A 20,724-nucleotide genomic window follows, 5' to 3' on the forward strand; every position below is an offset into this window, starting at 1 on the left:
CTATGAAGCAAAAAATCTACTGGAAAGATGTAGGTCAGGCCCTCCTGTCTTCCAAGGGACGTTTCCTCTCCATTTTCAATCTGATGATGATTGGAGCCATTGCTCTTATTGGACTGAAAGTCACTTCGCCTAATATGGAAAAAACGGCCCAGGTCTATCTGGAACAGGCTCAGACCATGGATTTGGCGGTCATGTCAGACATGGGCTTGGATGAGGCGGACATAGCAGAGCTGGAAACCATTGAGGGGGCTCAGCTAGAAATGGGCTTCTTCAAAGATGTGACCCTAGACAGCGACCAGCAAGCCGTTCGAGTTTTTTCAAAACCAAGTACAATCTCCCTCTACCAAGTCCAGTCAGGTCACCTTCCCCAATCAGATGATGAAATCGCCCTCTCACCTTCTTTGGCTAAGGGCTACAAACTGGGGGATCAGGTCAAGCTGACCGAGCCAGATAGGAATGGGACAGTCTTGACCAAGACCAGTTTTACCCTGGTCGGTATCGTCACCTCGCCAGAAATCTGGGACAATGTCACTATGGGGCTGGCTTCCAGTGGCAATGGTCAGCTGGCTGGCTATGCTTTAGTAGAGCCTTCCGTCTTTGACTCCGAGGTCTATATGATTGCCCGCCTGTCCTACGATGATTTGGACGACCTCGCCTACTACCAAGACAGCTATGAAGCTAAGGTCGCCAGCTATCAGCAGGAGCTGGACAAGTTCTTGGCGGATAATGGACAAGATCGTCTGGCTCGTATCCAAGCCCAAGGACAGGAAGAGATTGCGATAGGTCAGGAGGAATTAGACACAGTTAAGGATGACCTAGCAGCTGGAGCTGCTCAGTTGGAAAAAAGCAGAGCAGACATCCAGTCAGGCCAGGAGCAGTTGGAAGAAGCTCGCATCCAGCTACAAGAAAAAGAAGTCGAATTAGCTCAGGCAAAGTATACCTTGGACCAGACAAAGGAAAGTCTTAACCAGACCAAGTCTCGATTAGATACAAGCCTTGCTGAATTAGAGCGATCAAGGGCCTTCTTAGAAGCCAGCAAAGCAGAGCTCGATCAAGCAGCAAGCGAGTTAGAGCAAGCCAAATCCATTCTGGCATCCAAACAGACTGAACTTGACCAATGGGCTAGCAAAATCAATCAAGTGCAAGCAGACTGGTTCCAAAAACAGGAAAGTTTGAAGCAAATTATTTCCCAAACATTGGGCCCAAGTCAGTCTTTAGCGGACTATCCAGATTTACTAGCCCAGCAGACCAGCTTGGACCAGGTCAAGGCTGGTATTGACCAAGAACTTCAAGCCTATAATCAGGCCCAGTCGGACTATCAGGCAGCAAGAAAGCTACTGCAAGAAAAAGAAACAAAGTACCAGACAGGTTTACAAGATTATCAAACAGGTTTGACTCACTACCAAACAGGTCGCAGTAAATATGATGAAGGCTTAGCTCAATACCAAGCAGGACTTGCCCAATATGAAGTAGGCTTAGCCCAATATCAAGCAGGTCAAGAACAGCTGACAGCAGGTAAAAACCAGTTAAAGGTCGAATCGGCTCATATTTCCCAAGCGGAGAGCCAACTAGCTCAGGCCCAGTCAGACTTTGACAAGCAAAAAGCAACAGCAGAAACAGAAATTACCCAAGCCCAAACAGATCTCAGCCAAGCCCAGTCTGAATTAAAGAGTCTAGAAGAACCTATCTACCAGACCTACACCCGCTCGACCCTGCCAGGTGGAGAAGGCTACACTACCTACAAGAATGCCACTGGCAGTATCGCAGCAGTTGGCAACATCTTTCCAGTCGTACTCTATCTGGTCGCAGCCCTCGTCACCTTCACCACCATGACCCGCTTCGTTGACGAAGAACGGACTAGAGCAGGTCTTTTCAAGGCTCTAGGCTACACCGACCGCCAGATTATGACCAAGTTCGTCCTCTACGGACTAGGGGCTGGTCTAGCTGGGACACTGGTAGGCATTCTGGCTGGGAACTTCATCCTCTCGCCCATGATTGCTGCCATTATCACTGAAAGTACCGTTATCGGCGATGCCCAGCTTCACTTTTATCCCATCTGGATTCTGCTGGCTCTGGTCTTTGCCCTGCTCTCTGCGGTCCTGCCAGCCTATCTGGTCGCCCGCAAGGAACTCAAAGAAAAGCCTGCCAGCCTCCTCCTTCCCAAACCTCCCGTTCAAGGCTCCACTATTCTCTTGGAAAGACTGCCCTTCATCTGGAACCGTCTCAGCTTCACCCACAAGGTGACCGCCCGTAACATCTTTCGCTACAAGAAGCGGATGTTCATGACCATTTTTGGCGTGGCGGGTTCCGTCGCCCTCCTCTTTGGCGGTCTAGGCATTCGCTCCTCCATATCAGGCGTGGTGGACAGGCAGTTTGGCGACATCATGCAGTACGATATGATTGTGGTGGACAATAGCAGAGCTTCTGAGGCAGAAAAGAAAGTAGTTGACGACATTCTCACTTCTCAGTCAGTTGCCTCCTACCTCCCTATCGCCTATGAGCAGCTGACAGAAGAGATAGACGGGCTCAATCAAGCCTTAACAATCAGTCTTTTAGTCACCGAGAAAATGGACCTGTCCGACTATATCCAACTCCGTCAGGCAGGGAGTGGCGACCTCTTAAGCCTGACAGATACAGGCATTATCCTGTCTAAGAAATTAGCCAGTCTTTATGGTGTCAGAGCAGGGGATAGTCTGACCTTGACCATTGACCAGCAGCCAGTCACGGTCAAGGTAGCAGGAGTATCAGAACTTTACGCAGGTCATTTTATCTACATGACTGCTGCTTATTATGAGGAAGTAACAGGGCAGGCCCATCAAGCCAATGCCAGCTTGGTTAAGGTCTTACAGTCTTCTACCAGCCAGAGTCAAGACTTAGCAGCTCAGCTATTGTCCCAAAAAGGCGTCGCAGCCCTGGTGCAAAATCGCTCCTTGATTGCCATGCTGGAGACGGTGGCCAGCTCCCTCCAGTCTATTATGATTATTCTGGTGGTCCTGTCCATTCTGCTGGGCTTGGTCATTCTTTATAATCTGACCAATATCAATGTGGCGGAGCGGATTCGGGAGCTGTCGACCATTAAGGTGCTGGGCTTCCATAACCGCGAGGTGACCCTTTATATCTATCGTGAAACCATAGTCCTGTCGCTGATTGGCGTAGTGCTGGGACTGGGCGGCGGCATCCTCCTCCACCGAGTCTTGCTGGAGATGATCGGTTCCAACTCTATTATCTTCAATCCCCAGGTTAGTCTGGAAGTCTATCTGATTCCAATCCTAGCAATCGCAGCTATCCTGACGGGTCTGGGCTGGTATGTCAACCGCAGCTTGCGCAAGGTGGATATGCTTGAAGCCCTAAAGTCAGTTGATTAAAACAGCCTGGGGATAGGCTGTTTTAACCCGAGCCTAGAAATGGGAAAGCGAGGCAGCCTGGGGATAGGCTGTTTTAACCCGAGCCTAGAAATGGGAAAGCGAGGCAGCCTGGGGATAGGCTGTTTTAACCCGAGCCTAGAAATGGGAAAGCGAGGCAGCCTGGGGATAGGCTGTTTTAACCCAAGCCTAGAAATGGGAAAGTTAGGCAGCCTTGGGATGGGCTGACTAATCAACATAGCGATAGATATCAGAAGTTCTGAATAAGTTTCCAATGGTCCTAGAAATGTCTACAAGTCAAGATTCAAATTGAGCATTAGATCCAAGAAGAATCACCCCAAATGTGGGTGATTTTTTTGTTGAGAATTCAAGAAATTGCTTGAGTTTTTAAGTTAAAACATGTAAAATTAGTATAATGATATACTGTAAAAAGGAGGACAATATGGGTCCACATCCATCCAAAGAAAAGGTCCAGCGCTTCTCGTTTCGGAAGTCGTCTTGGGGCCTTGTTTCTGCTACGGTTGCCTGCTTGTTTATGGCAAGTCCATTCCTACCTCACCCGAGCGTCACTGCCCAAGGTAGTGAGGTTCAAGTAGACTACCGCTATGTAACGGAAGCAGAGCTAACCAGTCAAGAGAAGAAACTGGTGACAGAATCCTTACCAGGCTTGGCTAAGGAAGGAGATAGGGTTTACTACCTCATCTATCGTCCAACAGCCCAAAGCCTACCAAAGACTGGACAGAATGGTTTACTTGCCAGCGGATTGGTCCTGGCAGGAGCCAGCCTCTTGGTCTATGCGGTAAAAACAGGGCGCAATGGCAAGAAGGCCTTGTTAGGCTTCTTTATCTTAACAGCGACAGGTGCGGTAGCAGTGTCGCCATCTGGGCTTGCTATTACTAACCAGATTCTTTCCCATTACAACCAAACTTTATCTGTCAGTCAGGGTCAAGAATTGCCAAAACCATTGGAGATTGCTGGATATAGCTATTTAGGTTACATAGAAGAGGAAGTAGCGTCACCATCAACTGGGCAGTCTGTGGAAAACTCGGCAAAAGATGTAGTACTACCAGAAAAAGAGGGTCAGACTGAGGAAGCAGTGCTACCACAAGAAACAGCTTCAACTCCTGGTCAAGAGACTGGGGAAGTGGTGCTTGAAGAGGAGCAACCAACGACTCCGACAGAAGAAAAACAGGAAACCAAGCCTGAAACCACTCCGTCAGTACCACCGGTTTTACCAGTAGAAAAACCAGCGGATGAGCCTGTGGGCATCGAACCAGATCCATCTAAGGTAGAGGATGTAGTGGAGGAAATTCCTGCCCAACCTGTGGGCACTGAGAATCAGCAGCTTCCTCCTGTCGCAGGAGACCAGACAAGTCCTGACACCAGTGGTACGGAAGGGGCTCCAGACACAGCTCAAGAACTGCCCGTAGAAAAACCAGTTGATGAACCTGTGGGCATCGAACCAGATCCATCCAAAGTAGAGGATGTGGTGGAAGAAACTCCTAGCCAACCAGCTACAACAGAGACTAGCCCGAGTCAACCAGAGTCAACGACTCCAATTCCAGTGCCAGGAGAGGTTGTTCAACCTGTTCAACCAGAAACGACAGAGACCCCACCTGTCCCAGAGGTGCCAAAACCAGCGCCAGAGGAAGAAACTCCTCCAGTTCAGCCAGTGGATCCAGGAACGGTTACTGAACCAGTTGAGCCAGACCAGCCAGTCGTTGGTGAAATTTCACCGAGTCAACCTGCCAATCCAGTTGCTGAAGCAGAACCTGTTTATTCCAAGCCGGACAAGTCGATTTACCATTCGAAACCGAGCCTTGAAATAGTGGAAACGGAAACTAGTCGTTTGGAGTCTGTACCATTCACTATCGAGCTGGTACAGGATACTAGCCTTCCAGCTGGTCAACGCCGGACCCAACGTCAAGGTGTCAACGGTCAACAACGGATCCGCACTAAAATTTACACCGTAAATGGTCAAGAAATCAAGCGTCAAGACCTAGCACCAGAATTGGTAACCGCTCCAACCAAGCAGATTGACCTTGTAGGAACAGGTGTTTTGACCGTTCCAAGTTTAACCATTACAGAAGTTCGACCAGATGCACTTGGAAGAGATGCAGACCTGCATTTTTCTCTGACAGACAGTAGTTCCACCTTCCGTTCTGCCAAGGCTTTCATCTATAAAAATGGTCAAAAAGTAAAAGAGGTTGTCATTACAGACCCGAGTCAGGCTGTTACAGTGATGGGCTTGGAACACTTTACCGATTATCAAGTGCGGACAGAGATTACCTATGACATTGGTCAAGGTAATCAGACCAAGCTAGAAGAAGCAACCAAGAACTTTATCCTTGAACTCAAGAAAATTGAAATCAAAGATGTCGATACAGTTGAATTATACGGTGTAGAAGATCGTCGTTATCGTCGTTATTTGTCACTTTCTGATCGACCAGAGCGGCCAGAAGATTACTTTGTGAAAATCAAGTCCGACCGCTTCAAGGAAATCCTCTTGCCAATCGCGTCTATCGAAGAGGTCACAGTTGATGGACAGGAGAAATTCAAACTAACCGCCAATTTGGATCAGTTGGTTCAAGATAGTCAAACTGGCTACCAAGAAAACTTTAGCTTCTTTATTGACAAGGTACCAACTAGTCAAGCAGGGATTTACACCTCCTTCAAGACCTTGTTGACAGCCATGCAGAACAACCGCAACGGGCATTTTATCATTGGTGCAGATTTGACTGCAGATGAAGTGCAATTGGATGCAGGTGCAACAGCTTATCTGGCAGGAGAATTTAAAGGTAGTCTGACAGCGGAACATAATGGTAAAAAATATGCCATCCATCATCTAACCAATCCATTGTTTGATACCCTGAGTGGAGCAACTATTCAAAAATTGGACCTAGTAGATGTGAAAATTAAGTCAGAGCAAGACCGTGTAGGAGCTCTGGCAAAATCAGCAGTTAATACAAGTTTGACTGACGTAGCAGTTCAAGGGTCGATTACGGCGGCTGCCAACATCGGTGGTTTGGTCTATGAAGCAAGTGCAGGTAGCACTCTTCAAAATACCAGCTTCGAAGGAAGTATTACAGCCACCAATCCAGCTGTTGCCTTATCCAATGTCGGTGGTCTTGTCGGTCATTTGACAGGAAATAGTAGCCAAATTCGTCAGTCTAAAGCTGTAGTTGATTTAACAGTTGCATCATCAAATCCATCCCACAGAACAGGTGGTTTGGTCGGTATGGTGACGGATCGGGCACTCATTGAAAAAGCCTTTGTTCAAGGCAAGGTAACCAATTTTGGCAATAGTGGGCAAACAGGAGGAATCATTGGCTCAACCTGGAGCAATGGTCGAGCCCAGGATCTGCTAGCAGATGTAGTCGTGACAAATGGTAACCTGGTTCATGGGGATACCAATCATGTTCAAGCTAGCATTCCAAGAGCAGCAGTGACTAGCCAATCCAAGGGTCGTACAGATCAATGGACTAGTATTTTACAAGGTTCAGAATTCACGAACCGTTTGACAAGCTATGGCATTTCTGCGACAACGTCTGATAGCCAAGTCAAGCATGAAGGTAACAAGTACAGTGTAGATTACCGCCGTTTGTCCAAGGCTGACAGCAACAAGGCAGTTGCTTATGCAAACTTGGAAAAACTCATGCCATTCTACAACAAGGAGTACATCCTTGAGATGGCAAAATACCTGCCAGCCAACCACAAACTCAATAGTAGCCTATTGGTGGATGTGGTGCCAATGGTTGGTGAACAGGTTGTGACCGATTTGAACAGTCAAAAAACAGCTATCAACCGCCTCATGTTGCATTTTGCAGATAAGAGTGTAGCCTATGAAACCCTACGCTTTAAGCAAGATTTTGCCAATAGACAGATTGCTGAATACCAGCTAGGCAATACAGGGCTCATCTATACCCCGGAATCCTTCCTGTCTGCCTTTACCAAGCCACTTTCCCAGTTGATCAACGAATTGAGCCGTGTTAGCTTCCAATCCGATGCAGTACGCAGAGTGCTGGGAACAGATCGGACATCAGTCAGCGTGACGACCAAGCCAGAAGATGACAATTCCTCACGCTGGGCTATGGATTTGGGTGTCAAGCAGACGGATGAACAACGACCGCTATGGGCCTTGTATTTGGAAGATAGCTTCAACCAGGTACAGTCCAGCATCGGAGAGCAATTGCGGAAGCTTTTGAGTTCGGACAAGGCCATAAACTCTGTCGGGCTCTCGGTTGAAAATTATGTGGTGGATAAGATTTCTAGAAATAAAGAAGCTCTCTTGCTTGGCTTAGCCTACCTAAACCGTTGGTATGACATCAATTACGACAAACTCAACATTAAAGATTTGTCCATTTTTAAGTTAGATTTCTTTGGAAATACAGAAGCTTCTGCCCTCGATACCATCATCGCCCTAGGACAGTCAGGCTATGATAACCTGAGACCTAAAAATAACGTGACGACCTTTGCAGGTTTCTTGGCTGACGCCAAAGCACAGCTGGACCTCTTTACCTACCTTGAATCCTATCGCCAACTCTTCTTACCAGGCTTGTCCAATAATGATTGGTTCAAACAGACTACTCGAGCTAAGATTGAAGAAGTGGAATCAGGCATTGATGAAGTTGCTCAATTGCAACGAAATGCGGAAAAACACAGCAAGTACAATCTTGGTGTATATGACCGCATCACCAATCCAAAATGGCAGTACCGAAACATGGTCCTCCCACTTCTGACCATGAAGGACCCAAGTGTCTATGTCCTATCAACTATGTCCACCCTTTCCTTTGGAGCCTTTGAACGCTACCACAATGACTCTATGGACAAGGAGATGACCGTTGAGGAATACATGAATCAGAAAGTCGCTCAGGCAGGCCGTTGGCAGGCAAATTACTTTGACTTCTGGTACCGCGTTTTAGACAGGGAAAATAGAGAAAAACTCTTCCAAAGCTTTATCAACTATGACGGCTTTAACTTCCAAACAAACGGAAAAGGTGTTGCTTGGACAAGATTGAAAGATACCCAGCATAAGTCTATCAAGGATTTCTTTGGACCAGTTGGAAAATGGTATGACTTCATGGGATCTGGTGCTTATGCAACAGGCATCTTTACCCACTTTGAAGTGGACCGAATTCTTGACCAGTATGGTAGTTCTATCTTCACCCACGAAATGGTCCACAACTTTGATGGCAATATCTATCTAATGGGCCACGGTCGCCGTGTTGGTGAAGGGGCGGAAGTCTTCTCCGAAGGCTTGTTGCAAAACCCAACCGCATTGAACTCTGCTATCTTGGGAATTAATACCATGTTCACAGGTGATTCCAATGCGACAGACCGCTTCCACACCGCCGATCCAACTAATCGCTTTAAGTCGGTAGAAGATTTGGAACAATACATGCGTGGTATGATGGATACGGTTTACTTCTTGGATTACCTGGAAGCTAACAGTGTGCTTAAGAAGGATGCTAAAGTCAAGCAGGATTGGTACCGCCAAATCGGAAACTGGTATGATCTAGACAAGGATCAGAAAGAAACAACTGCTTTGGCTGGAAATTCCATTCAACCACTGACAGATGAGGTTGCAAATCGCTTGCAATCAATCAGTGATTTGGTTGACAACAATATCATTAACCGTCGTGACTATTGGAATCAAGAAGATAAATTGGCACGGAATTCTTACTACACTATCAAACTATTCTCGCCGATTTATGCAGCCCTATCTAACGAATCAGGTGCACCGGGTGATATCATGTTCAAACGGATGGCCTTTGAACTGCTGGCTGAAAAAGGCTATGTACACGGCTTTATTCCTTATGTAAGTAACCAATTGAGTCAAACGGCTGCTGACAAGGGCTACAAGTATTTTGACTCTTGGTATGGAAGAGAAGTTGGTTTGGTAACGGATAAGATTGTCTTTGACCATGTTTTTGAAAAGGACGGTTACCAAGACTGGGCTTCCTTCAAGAAAGCTATGTACCAACGCCGAATCGATCAGAAAGATAAACTCATCGACATCACAATCGAATACAAGTTGGGAGACCGTTATTCATCTGAAAGAGTTCACATTCAAACCTTTGAACAACTAGAAAGTCTGATGAATGCTGCAGTAGATTATGACTATGCAAACCGTGAAAAAGTAGAAGCAGATCCAAAACATAGCTGGGTCAACCTGCTCAAAGAACGTGTTTACAATGCCTTGCTACGGCAGACTAATGATTTCAGAACCTCTATTTTTGAATAGGCAAGAGCATCTCCGCAAGGAGATGTTTTTGTCATAGACAAACCCATGCAAATTCGCAAGCTTTTTTGTGATTTTCAATTCAAAGCCAGCTGGATTATACCCATCCATGCTATAATAGACCTATGAAAAAAAATAAATTACTACTTATCGATGGCTCTTCGGTAGCCTTCCGTGCCTTCTTTGCACTTTATAACCAAATTGACCGCTTCAAGAATGCCAATGGTCTCCATACCAACGCCATTTACGGCTTCAACCTCATGCTGGACCACATGATGAAGCGGATTGAGCCGACCCACATCCTCGTGGCTTTTGACGCCGGCAAGACCACCTTCCGTACCGAGATGTACGCCGATTACAAGGCGGGCCGTGCCAAGACGCCCGACGAGTTCCGCGAACAGTTTCCTTTTATCCGTCAGATGCTGGATGCTATGGGGGTCAAGTACTATGAGCTAGCTCAGTACGAGGCAGACGATATTATCGGTACCTTGGACAAAATGGCAGAGCGGACAGACATTCCTTTCGATGTGACCATTGTCAGCGGTGACAAGGACTTGATTCAGCTGACAGACGAAAATACCGTTGTCGAGATTTCCAAGAAAGGCGTTGCCGAATTCGAAGAATTTACCCCAGCCTACCTCATGGAAAAAATGGGTATCACTCCTGCTCAGTTTATCGACCTCAAGGCCCTCATGGGCGATAAGTCCGATAACATCCCTGGCGTGACCAAAATCGGTGAAAAGACAGGTCTCAAACTCCTGATTGAACACGGGTCACTAGACGGCATTTACGAAAACATCGACAGCATGAAAGCGTCCAAGATGAAAGAAAACCTGATTGCGGATAGGGAACAGGCCTTCCTATCGCGCACTCTTGCCACCATTGATACCAATGCTCCTATTGAAATCGGACTGGATGACCTGATCTATGAAGGTCCCAAGGTAGAAGAACTCGGTCAATTCTACGATGACATGGGCTTCAAGCAGTTGCGGGCTCAGTTGGGAACTAGTGCTGAGGAAGAACTTCCTGCAGTCGAGTTTCAAACAGTCACCGAATTGACTGAGGACATGCTGCAGGCAGATCAATTTTTCTATTTTGAAATCTTGGGTGAAAACTACCACCGAGAAGACTTGGTAGGACTAGCTTGGGGAGACAAAGAACAGATTTATGTCGGAGGTCCAGAGCTGCTGGACAGTCCAATCTTGCGTGATTTCCTAGAGAAGCAGACTATTAAGACCTATGACTTCAAGCGTGGAAAAGTCCTCCTAGCCCGTCACGGCTTGGATCTGCCATTGGCTAGCTTTGACAGCCGTCTGGCAAAGTACCTCCTGTCAACAGTCGAAGACAATGCCATCACCACTATTGCCAACCTTTATGGTCAAACTCGTTTAGTTCCCGACGAAGTAGTCTATGGCAAGGGTGCAAAATTGGCTCTCCCAGAACGAGCAGAATACTTCCCACATCTTGCCAACAAGCTACAGGTTCTTATCGAAACAGAAGCAGTCATGCTAGAAAAACTGGAAGAAAACCAGCAAGTTTCCCTTCTTTTTGACATGGAATTGCCCCTAGCAAATGTCCTAGCCAAGATGGAAATCACAGGCATCAAGGTTCAAAAAGAAACCTTGCAGACCATGCAGGCTGAAAATGAAGTCTTGATCGAACAGTTGACCAAGGAAATCTATGAATTGGCGGGTCAGGAGTTTAATATCAATTCGCCGAAACAACTGGGAACTATTCTTTTTGAAGACATGGGCTTGCCTTTGGAATACACCAAGAAAACCAAAACAGGCTACTCAACTGCAGTGGATGTTCTAGAACGCTTGGCCCCAATTGCCCCAGTCGTCTCCAAGATTTTGGACTACCGTCAGATTACCAAGCTCCAATCAACCTATGTGATTGGCTTGCAGGATGCCATTTTAGAAGACGGCAAAATCCATACTCGTTATGTACAGGATTTGACTCAGACAGGTCGTCTGTCTTCTACAGATCCTAACCTGCAAAATATCCCTGTCCGATTGGAACAAGGTCGCTTGATTCGTAAGGCTTTTGTACCTTCGCTTGAAGACAGTGTTCTTCTGGCTTCGGATTATTCACAGATTGAATTGCGCGTCTTGGCGCATATTTCTCAAGATGAGCATTTGATTGAAGCCTTCAAACGAGGCGATGATATCCATACCTCTACAGCCATGCGGGTCTTCGGCATTGAAAAAGCAGAAGATGTGACAGCAAATGACCGCCGCAATGCCAAGGCAGTAAACTTTGGAGTGGTTTATGGTATCTCTGACTTTGGCTTGTCCAATAACTTGGGCATTACCCGTAAGGAAGCCAAGGACTATATCGATACCTATTTTGAACGTTTCCCAGGTATCAAGAATTACATGGAAACCATCGTCCGTGAGGCACGAGATAAGGGCTTTGTAGAAACTATTTACAAACGTCGCCGTGAATTGCCAGAAATCAATTCCCGCAATTTCAATGTCCGAAATTTTGCCGAGCGAACAGCCATCAACTCTCCTATCCAAGGATCAGCTGCTGATATCCTCAAGGTGGCCATGATTAACTTGGACAAGGCCATTGAAGAAGCAGGTTTGACAGCTCGCTTGCTCCTGCAAGTCCATGACGAAATTGTCTTGGAAGTGCCGAAAGCAGAATTGGAAACAGTAAAAGCCCTCGTTAAAGAAACCATGGAATCAGCCATCGCCTTGTCAGTCCCATTGATTGCCGATGAAAATGATGGCCAAACCTGGTATGAAGCAAAATAGTCACTGAACAATGGAAGAAAAGGAAAGGAGTTCCATGAAAAAAACGATTTTAGCCCTAGGATTGACTAGTCTCCTCTTGGCTGCATGTGGGTCAACAGACAAAGCACCAGATGCGACAACTAGTTCAAGCAGCGAAGCCCTATCCACGACTTTGCCGATTTTGGAAGAAAAGAAAGACACAACTAATGAAACTTTTGATGTCCTTGCCAATGCGGAATACCAAGTGGTCAATGAAAATCCCCCTGCAGATGAGACTCAAAAAGGGCATAAGCTTCTTTCAGCCAATAACTGGGTGGCAGAAAAAGATGAAAATGGTGAGATTATCTACCATTACCGTTACTATGATGTACCTGCAAGCTGGACAATTAGTCAGGAAAATACGGAAGATGAAACTTTGGCAGCCGTCTATGATGTCAAGGATGGTCAAAACCAATTTATCATCCAGCTTTATACTCTGAATGCCTTCCAGGCTTCTCCTTTAGATGGTGGAACCATTATGACAGACGACCAGTGGGCTGCTCGTATGACGGAAACCAACCATACCTTTACAGAGACTGGCACTGTAACTATTCAAGGACAGGAATGGAAGGTTGGGCGTCAAATTCTAGCCGATAAGAAAGTGGGTCGAATCACTTTCTACCGTTTGGAAAATACTGGCGGATACGATGATTCCGTTGTGGTTGGTACGGTTGTCTATCCATTGGAAGCTGTCTATGATAGCGATCGAGCTGTCTTGAAGAAGACAATCGGACAACTTAAGGATGTTCTTTATCAAGTTTCTAAAAAATAAGACCTGAAAACCAAAAGGAGTAAGCAGACGATGAGCTGGTTGAAGACAAGAACCTTTGGAGAACAGTGGTGGTTGGGCTTTGCATCTTGTTTGTTAGGAATGATTCTAGCTTGGCTAACTAAGATCAATTATTTGGCAAACCTCGGCTGTGCCTCTTATGCCATGTTGATGTTGGCTTTTCCAAAAATGCCCAATCGGACACGATTGACAGAGAGAGAAGAAAAGACCATTCGATTGGTTGCCATCCTTGCTCTATTGTTATTTCTATTTGTATTTCGATTTGATTTATCATATAACCGATAGTCACAATTCTGCACTTCCATCTAAGACTAGTTTTTCAGCTACTCATCGTTAGTTTTTTCAAAATACAGTCAGTATTCCCACAAAAACCTGCCTTGATTAGTGAAGAACTGTCTCTTATATACAGCACCTCACTTGTAAATACAGGTTCGTAAAGGAGAAAACTATGACCTATTCATTTCAAAATCCCAGTCAAGAAGTTATTTTCGATTATCTGAAAGAAGCGAAAACGATTGCCGTAGTAGGACTTTCCAGCCGTGAAGAAACAGCTGCCTATCGCGTGTCTAAGCTTATGCAAGAAGCGGGATATCAGATTATCCCAGTCAATCCAAGAGCAGTAGGTGAAACCATTCTCGGAGAAAAAGTTTATGCTAGCCTTTTGGATATTGACCAAGCTATCGATATTGTTGATGTCTTCCGCCGCTCTGAGTTTTTGGCAGATGTGGCGCGTGAGTTTGTCCAGACAGAAGCCAAGGTTTTTTGGGCGCAACTTGGTTTGGAAAGCCAAGAAGCAGAAGAACTCTTGCGTCAGGCTGGTCGCAATGACATTGTCATGAATAAGTGTATTAAGATTGAGTACCTTGATATGCTGAAAGTATCCAATTCCACTTTGTAAGATAATTAGAGGCTGGGCAGAAAGTCCAGCCTCGCTTCTCAGAGTTCGTGTCAACATCTCAGCGCAGTGGTTGATTGGGTTTAACAGTCCAGTGGACTGTTAAAGGTTGGAGATAAGATTTGCGAAGCAAATCTCAGCAATTCGTGCTTTGCACTCCAAATCTGACCTCTACGACTGATGCGAACAGAGTTCGCTTCATTTCCAAGCTCCAACAGTCACTACTCTGACTGTTGGAGCTGTGCGGGGGTGGGAGTAAAATAGTCCAGTGGACTATTTTAGCCCGAACCTACTGTTTGGAAGTGAGGAGAACTCTTTTTTAGACCAATCGAGTTCTTTCCCACTCCCTTTCTTAATCAATTCTTAAAACATATTTAAATTAGCGATAATTGAAGATACATTACATGCATTGGAAACTTTCTGCATGCTATAATTGGAAATCACTATTTGAAAACTTAATGAAAGAAATGGTGTTTTTCAATAAAGAAATGAGGTCTTACATGAAGAAAAAAATCACAGCCCTTGCTATCTCACATGTAGCATTCATCACAGCAGCATATAGCGGATTTTTACTCTTTTTCCAATCCAATAGCCAGGATGCTACAGGAACAAGTACCAGCCAGCAAACAAGCTCTTCAACAGCAACTGCATCAACTGCATCAACATCAGCAGCAAGTAGCAGTGCAGCCAGCAGTTCTTCAGCAACAAGCACTCGTAGCCTGACAGACGGCACCTACACGGGTGCAGTGACTTCAACCAACCGTGGTGATTACCAAGTGCAAATCACCGTATCTGGTGGTGTGATGACGGATATCACTATCTTGGAATACCCAAGTGATAACCCAACTTCAGAGTCAATCAATGCCGATGCCCTCCCAACCTATGAAGCAGAAGCTTTGGAATCTCAATCAGCAGATGTCAATGCCATTTCAGGTGCGACAACTGAAGCAGCTCTGATTTATGGAGACCGATTTGAAAAATGGAGTCAAGAACGGGAACAGTTTAAGGTTTATCGCAAAATTGGTCCATTTGAAGAAAAAGAGATTCTATCTAGCCTTCCCAATGACTTGACCGGTTTAACTGTCTTAGTAAGTGGACCACCTGCCATGGCCCGTTATTGGATGAAAAACCTGCAAAAAAATGGTGTACCAAAAGGCCAAATTTTTTACGAAGAATTTGGTTGGTAAAAAAATACCTTGGCTAAGCCAAGGTATTTTTTTCGATGAATTGAGAAAGGATGCTATTGGTTTCAAGGATAGTCTGGTAGAAATGCCATTGACTTGCATAATAGTAAGGTAGCACATAAACGCCCACCATACCAAGGGTCAAGGAAATCAGGATAAACCAGCCTACAAAGGAAAGGTCTAGCAAGAAGCGTTTGACCTTGTAACCACGCATGAATAAACGGGATTGTTTAAGCAGTTTTCTAGCACCCGTATAGTGACCTTGGTCTAGTGCCTGAAAGAGTAGAATATCCACCAAGGAATAGGCATAATATTGGGGTAAATACAGGGCAAAACCAATCAAACTGAGAAAGAGGCCACCAAAAAATCCAAGACCAAAGGTCGCAAGGACTGCGTCAGGAATCAATTCTGGCTGACTGATATTATTTGACACCATATAAAAGACAACAAAGACCGATGCGCCTATCAATAAGAAGCTACCAATCAAAAGTGGCAGACCCCAGAGAAAGAGGAAAAAGGTCTTGGTGAAATAGGTTGTGACAATCTTGCCAAACTCAGGATGTTGAAAAATCGCCAAGCCATCCCTAAAGCCTGTTTGAGTCTTGCCCTTATACAAGATCTGAAAAAGGGTATAAGAGATGGACAGGTAGAGAAAGCTTAGTAGGATTCCAGAGAAAATCGGAAAACCAATGGAAGCCGAAAGGTATTGCCAAGTGGCACCATCTTGATTGGCAACCGCGACAATCGTTGCAGGATCCTGGCTACGTGAGCTGATAAATTGAATGGTTAAACCTAAGAAAACAGCCATAAGAGGCAAGAAAAAGATACCAGCCGTCTCTTGTAAAGTTTGGCGTGCCTTGGCACGAATACGTGTTAGGGAAAATAAACTGTGCATAGAAGTCCTCCTTCTGACATTTTAGCATAGAATTTAGTGACAAGCTAGGCTTTTTTTGATAGACTGGAAATGCTTGCTGTGAACAGCAGAAAAAATTCCTAGGACTGTTTTTCCTAGTTGGAGGTAACCATGACAGATGTTCCAATCAAGTACCGCTTGATTAAGAAAGAAAAGCACACAGGTGCACGTTTAGGGGAGATTATCACACCCCACGGGACTTTCCCAACCCCTATGTTTATGCCCGTAGGAACTCAGGCAACGGTTAAAACCATGTCGCCTGAAGAATTGAAAGAAATGGGCTCAGGCATTATCCTGTCCAATACCTATCATCTCTGGCTCCGTCCGGGTGATGAATTGATTGCCCAGGCAGGTGGCTTGCACAAGTTCATGAACTGGGACCAGCCAATCCTGACAGACTCAGGTGGTTTCCAGGTTTATTCCTTAGCAGATAGCCGCAATATCTCAGAAGAAGGGGTGACCTTCAAGAACCACCTCAACGGTAGCAAGATGTTCCTGTCACCTGAGAAGGCTATTTCTATTCAAAACAATTTGGGTTCAGACATCATGATGAGTTTTGATGAGTGTCCGCAGTTCTATCAGCCTTATGATTATGTAAAAAAATCCATCGAACGTACTAGCCGTTGGGCAGAACGTGGACTCAAGGCCCACCGACGTCCGCATGACCAAGGATTATTTGGTATCGTGCAAGGTGCAGGTTTTGAAGATCTCCGTCGCCAATCAGCCCATGATTTGGTCAGCATGGATTTCCCAGGATATTCAATCGGCGGTCTAGCTGTTGGGGAAACCCATGACGAAATGAATGCCGTCCTGGACTTTACAACACCGCTTTTGCCTGAGAACAAGCCACGTTACCTCATGGGGGTTGGGGCACCAGACAGTTTGATTGATGCCGTCATCCGTGGTGTCGATATGTTTGACTGTGTTTTGCCAACCCGTATCGCACGTAACGGAACCTGCATGACTAGCCAAGGTCGCTTGGTAGTGAAAAATGCCCAGTTTGCAGAAGACTTTACACCGCTTGATCCAAACTGTGATTGCTACACATGTAAAAACTACACTCGTGCTTATCTCCGTCACTTGCTCAAGGCAGATGAAACCTTTGGTATCCGCTTGACCAGCTACCACAACCTCTTCTTCCTCATCAACCTGATGAAAAATGTCCGTCAGGCCATCATGGATGATAACTTGCTAGAGTTCCGTCAAGACTTTATGGAAAAATACGGCTACGGCAAAAACGGCAGAAATTTTTAATAGAAAAAAACTTTTCAACAGACTTCCTCAATACTACTGAGGGAGTTTTTTATTTGTAAATCTATTTTTTGTGTAAGCAAATCTAGAGAAAAAACCAAATTACCAGACAAAATGACCAAAATGACCATCTAGAGAACGATTTCTTTTGGAATAAAAGATAGAAAAATCGAGAAAGTGGAAATATAGATGTGTTTTTTATCTGTAGTTTTTCTAAGAAATACGTTCATGATATTCAAGCTTATAGCATGAGCTACTTCATATAGGATAGAAAAAGCAAAATGTGGAATATGCAGGAAATATGCAAAAAATCTTAATATTTACTGTAAAAAAACTTATATATAGGAAAAAAGTATTGAAAAATCCAATAAATAAACAATATATAGATATGTGAAATAAGAAAATTCCTTTTCAAAAAAATCGGATGAAAAAACAGAAAAATCGAATATAATTTCCAATTTTAAATACAAATGTTCAAAAAAGGAAAATTTTACCCGTTTTTTTGTCAAAAATATACACAGAAAAAACAAACAGTTTCGTGCCATTTTTGTTGACGAATGAAAACATTGTAGCTATAATTTTGAGTATGGACATAACTCAGGTGTGTGTCTAAAAAAATATAGGGGAATTTTTATATGTTTAAAGATCAATCAAAAAAGATGATCAAGAAGCAGGAGTATTTCTCGTTGCGCAAATTTAAGCGTGGACTTGCTTCTGTTACTGTAGGTGCGACGCTATTTATGGCAGGCGCAGCGGTGGAATCATTTATTGCACCGCAAGTAGTTGTTTATGCAGCGGAGGAAACTTATTCTGCAAATGGAAACTGGACATTTACAGATACGATTCCATCAGACAATCCAAATGTGAACCCACAAATGACAGAGTGGGCCTACACACCACATACAACTGCTGAATCAACTATTACTGAACAAGATGGTTCAACTGTAACTGTAACTGCAACTATCACACCGACAAATGGTAATGAAGTTGGTGTCAGCTACCTAGTGCCTGGTGAGAACCAAGCAGCTTACAGCGCTACACCAGATATGTTGGCAGGAACTCCTGAACCTGCATCTATTCCAGCGATGGGGATTTACCTTCAGCCATCACCTTCAACTCCAGCTGCGGATCTTTCTGAAAAACTGAACTATAGCGGTGAAGTTGAGAATGCTGAGTTGACGTTGACTTTTAGTGAAGAAGTAACTAACCCAATCATCGACCTTTCAGGTATCGGTGGTAGTGGTAAGGCAATTGTTGATGACGTCAATACAGGTCAAGTATTCCTTGCTAGAGGATCGTTTAACAGCACCAATTTTAAACTTGTCACACCTGATGTTAAGTTAGAAAAATTAACAGGAACAAACTTGACAGTTACAGATACAACTATTAATGTAACTGAAAAGAACACCTATGATAAAGCAGTCGTTGGTAACGATGATATGTATCTATGGAATTACCGTCTTCCTAACTTGGTACCGGCTGGTACTGGTTCAATCCGATTGGTAGGTACATTTAAACAAGTAACCTTCAAGCTTTATCACCAATCAACTCCATTTACAGAGTACTCAACAGAAACTTACAAAACTGACCCAGTATTCTTCAATAGTACTAGCTATGGAGATGGTGTTAATGGTTTGAACAAATTCTGGACAGAAAAGGTTCAAGATGTAAGTGATTCAACAACAAACGCTGACCTTCTTCGTTTCTCAGTTCGTTTGAGTAATACCAAGTATGGTTCAGTTATCGTTAACTATGTTGATACTGAAGGTAATGTAATCGGAACTGAGTACAAAGATACAACTGACCAAGTTGTTGGAACTGAGTACAATACTGCAGTTGATACAGGAACAGCTGCATCAGATGCAACAACTGAGCGCCCAGCAGTAATTACCAAAGACGGTAAGACGTACAAATTGGTTGCTAAAGAAACAACAGCAACAGTTGGTACAGTAAACGCTGACGGTAGCTTGGCTACAAATGGTACAAACTTTAGCTTCGGTACAGATGCAGTTTCTGGTACAGTTGCTGAAGGTACTAAATCAATCACTTATGTTTATGAAGAAGTGAAAGGTTCTGTTATCGTTGATTACGTTGATACTGAAGGAAACAAAATTGGTACACAATTTGTTGACACTGCTAACGTATCGCTTGGTACAGCATACAATACAGCAAACGATACAGGAACAAAAGCTTCAACAGAAACTTCTGAGCGTCCATCAGTCATTACCAAAGACGGTAAGACATACAAGTTGGTTGCTCAAGGTACTTACACTGTCGGTACTGTTGGAACGGACGGAAACTTGACAGAGACAACTACTGATTGGGGTGTTGATGCTGCATCAGGCGAAGTTGCAGAAGGTACGAAGAAAGTGACTTATGTCTATGAAGAAGTTAAAACTGGATCAGTCGTAGTTGACTACGTTGATACAGAAGGAAACGTTCTTCAAACACAATATGTTGATTCTCCGGAAGGTACCGCTGTTGGTACGGCATATAACACTGAAGAAATCACAGGTACAACTGAAAAACCAGCAGTTATCGAAAAAAACGGAAAAACATATGAACTCGTTCCAGCAGGTACTTATACAGTTGGTACAGTTGGTGAAGACAATAACCTTACTGAAACGTCAACATCATTTGGTGTAGCGCCAGTAACAGGTAAAGTTGCTGAAGGTGTAACAAAAATTACTTACGTCTATAAAGAAAAAGTTGAAACACCTAAGACAGGTAACGTTGTCATCACTTACGTTGACACAGAAGGTCTTGAGTTGAAGACAACTGTTAAAGATACAACTGACGGCGAAGTTGGTTCAACTTACAACACCAAAGAATCAGCAGATGAGTACCCAGAAACAATCGAAAAAGATGGTGTAACCTACAAACGTGTTGTGGCAGGTACGCACACAGTTGGTGAAACAACAGAAGATGGTCGCTTGGTAAGTTCAGATGCGGCAGAAGGAACTGTTGAAGAAGGTACTAAGACAGTCACTTACGTATACAAAAAAGTTGAAACACCAGTCGTTAAGACAGGTAACGTTGTTATCACTTACGTTGACACAGAAGGTCTTGAGTTGAAGACAACTGTTAAAGATACAACTGACGGCGAAGTTGGTTCAACTTACAACACTAAAGAATCAGCAGATGAGTATCCAGAAACAATCGAAAAAGATGGCGTGACTTACAAACGTGTCGTTGCAGGTACGCACACAGTTGGTGAAACAACAGAAGATGGTCACTTGGTAAGTTCAGATGCGGCGGAAGGAACTGTTGAAGAAGGTACTAAGACAGTCACTTACGTATACAAAAAA

General features: G+C 44.4%; 10 protein-coding genes. 9 read left to right on the forward strand and 1 reads right to left on the reverse strand.

The annotated features are described in order from the left end of the window. The first annotated feature begins 2 nt into the window (after positions 1 to 2). The 7 genes from JNG37_RS08895 (at position 3) to JNG37_RS08925 (ending at position 15,255) form a co-directional block, all read left to right on the forward strand. Positions 3 to 3,365, forward strand: coding sequence for an FtsX-like permease family protein (locus tag JNG37_RS08895; RefSeq protein ID WP_202848281.1), 3,363 nt, complete (start codon positions 3 to 5; stop codon positions 3,363 to 3,365). A 439-nt stretch (positions 3,366 to 3,804) separates the two neighbouring features. Continuing rightward, the gene (locus tag JNG37_RS08900) at positions 3,805 to 9,606 is read left to right on the forward strand and encodes a ZmpA/ZmpB/ZmpC family metallo-endopeptidase (protein ID WP_202848282.1); all 5,802 of its coding nucleotides are present in this window, start codon (positions 3,805 to 3,807) and stop codon (positions 9,604 to 9,606) included. Between the two features lie 122 nt (positions 9,607 to 9,728). Further along, positions 9,729 to 12,365 carry a DNA polymerase I gene (polA, locus tag JNG37_RS08905; protein ID WP_202848283.1) on the forward strand — a complete coding sequence of 879 codons (2,637 nt, stop codon included), beginning with the start codon at positions 9,729 to 9,731 and terminating at the stop codon, positions 12,363 to 12,365. Between the two features lie 34 nt (positions 12,366 to 12,399). Further along, positions 12,400 to 13,155: a glucose-6-phosphate isomerase gene (locus tag JNG37_RS08910; RefSeq protein ID WP_238336313.1), complete on the forward strand. Its 756-nt coding sequence runs from the start codon at positions 12,400 to 12,402 to the stop codon at positions 13,153 to 13,155. Positions 13,156 to 13,185: 30 nt separating this feature from the next. Continuing rightward, entirely contained in the window at positions 13,186 to 13,458 is a 273-nt protein-coding gene (locus tag JNG37_RS08915; RefSeq protein ID WP_202848285.1) for a hypothetical protein, read from the forward strand. Between the two features lie 163 nt (positions 13,459 to 13,621). Next, positions 13,622 to 14,071 carry a CoA-binding protein gene (locus tag JNG37_RS08920; protein WP_202848286.1) on the forward strand — a complete coding sequence of 150 codons (450 nt, stop codon included), beginning with the start codon at positions 13,622 to 13,624 and terminating at the stop codon, positions 14,069 to 14,071. 497 nt (positions 14,072 to 14,568) lie between these two features. After that, positions 14,569 to 15,255 (forward strand): hypothetical protein, encoded by a 687-nt coding sequence (locus JNG37_RS08925; RefSeq protein WP_202848287.1) that lies wholly within the window; start codon positions 14,569 to 14,571, stop codon positions 15,253 to 15,255. A gap of 13 nt (positions 15,256 to 15,268) precedes the next feature. Here the strand turns inward: JNG37_RS08925 and JNG37_RS08930 are convergent, their stop codons facing one another. Further along, positions 15,269 to 16,147, reverse strand: a complete 879-nt coding sequence (locus JNG37_RS08930) for a DUF975 family protein (protein ID WP_202848288.1) — start codon at positions 16,145 to 16,147, stop codon at positions 15,269 to 15,271. A 129-nt stretch (positions 16,148 to 16,276) separates the two neighbouring features. Between JNG37_RS08930 and tgt the strand changes: the two genes are divergently transcribed. Further along, positions 16,277 to 17,419: a tRNA guanosine(34) transglycosylase Tgt gene (gene tgt, locus JNG37_RS08935; protein WP_202848289.1), complete on the forward strand. Its 1,143-nt coding sequence runs from the start codon at positions 16,277 to 16,279 to the stop codon at positions 17,417 to 17,419. Positions 17,420 to 18,051: 632 nt separating this feature from the next. Beyond that, positions 18,052 to 20,724, forward strand: a 2,673-nt coding sequence (locus JNG37_RS08940; protein ID WP_202848290.1) for a MucBP domain-containing protein, incomplete at its 3' end; no start/stop codon positions are given.

Source organism: Streptococcus suis (assembly GCF_016775005.1).
Taxonomy (GTDB): Bacteria; Bacillota; Bacilli; order Lactobacillales; family Streptococcaceae; genus Streptococcus; species Streptococcus suivaginalis.

Excerpts from the sequence above, each read along its gene's own strand:
- JNG37_RS08895 (WP_202848281.1), top strand. The coding sequence starts at position 3 with ATGAAGCAAAAAATCTACTGGAAAGATGTAGGTCAGGCCCTCCTGTCT.
- JNG37_RS08900 (WP_202848282.1), top strand. The coding sequence starts at position 3,805 with ATGGGTCCACATCCATCCAAAGAAAAGGTCCAGCGCTTCTCGTTTCGG.
- polA (WP_202848283.1), top strand. The coding sequence starts at position 9,729 with ATGAAAAAAAATAAATTACTACTTATCGATGGCTCTTCGGTAGCCTTC.
- JNG37_RS08910 (WP_238336313.1), top strand. The coding sequence starts at position 12,400 with ATGAAAAAAACGATTTTAGCCCTAGGATTGACTAGTCTCCTCTTGGCT.
- JNG37_RS08915 (WP_202848285.1), top strand. The coding sequence starts at position 13,186 with ATGAGCTGGTTGAAGACAAGAACCTTTGGAGAACAGTGGTGGTTGGGC.
- JNG37_RS08920 (WP_202848286.1), top strand. The coding sequence starts at position 13,622 with ATGACCTATTCATTTCAAAATCCCAGTCAAGAAGTTATTTTCGATTAT.
- JNG37_RS08925 (WP_202848287.1), top strand. The coding sequence starts at position 14,569 with ATGAAGAAAAAAATCACAGCCCTTGCTATCTCACATGTAGCATTCATC.
- JNG37_RS08930 (WP_202848288.1), bottom strand. The coding sequence starts at position 16,147 with ATGCACAGTTTATTTTCCCTAACACGTATTCGTGCCAAGGCACGCCAA.
- tgt (WP_202848289.1), top strand. The coding sequence starts at position 16,277 with ATGACAGATGTTCCAATCAAGTACCGCTTGATTAAGAAAGAAAAGCAC.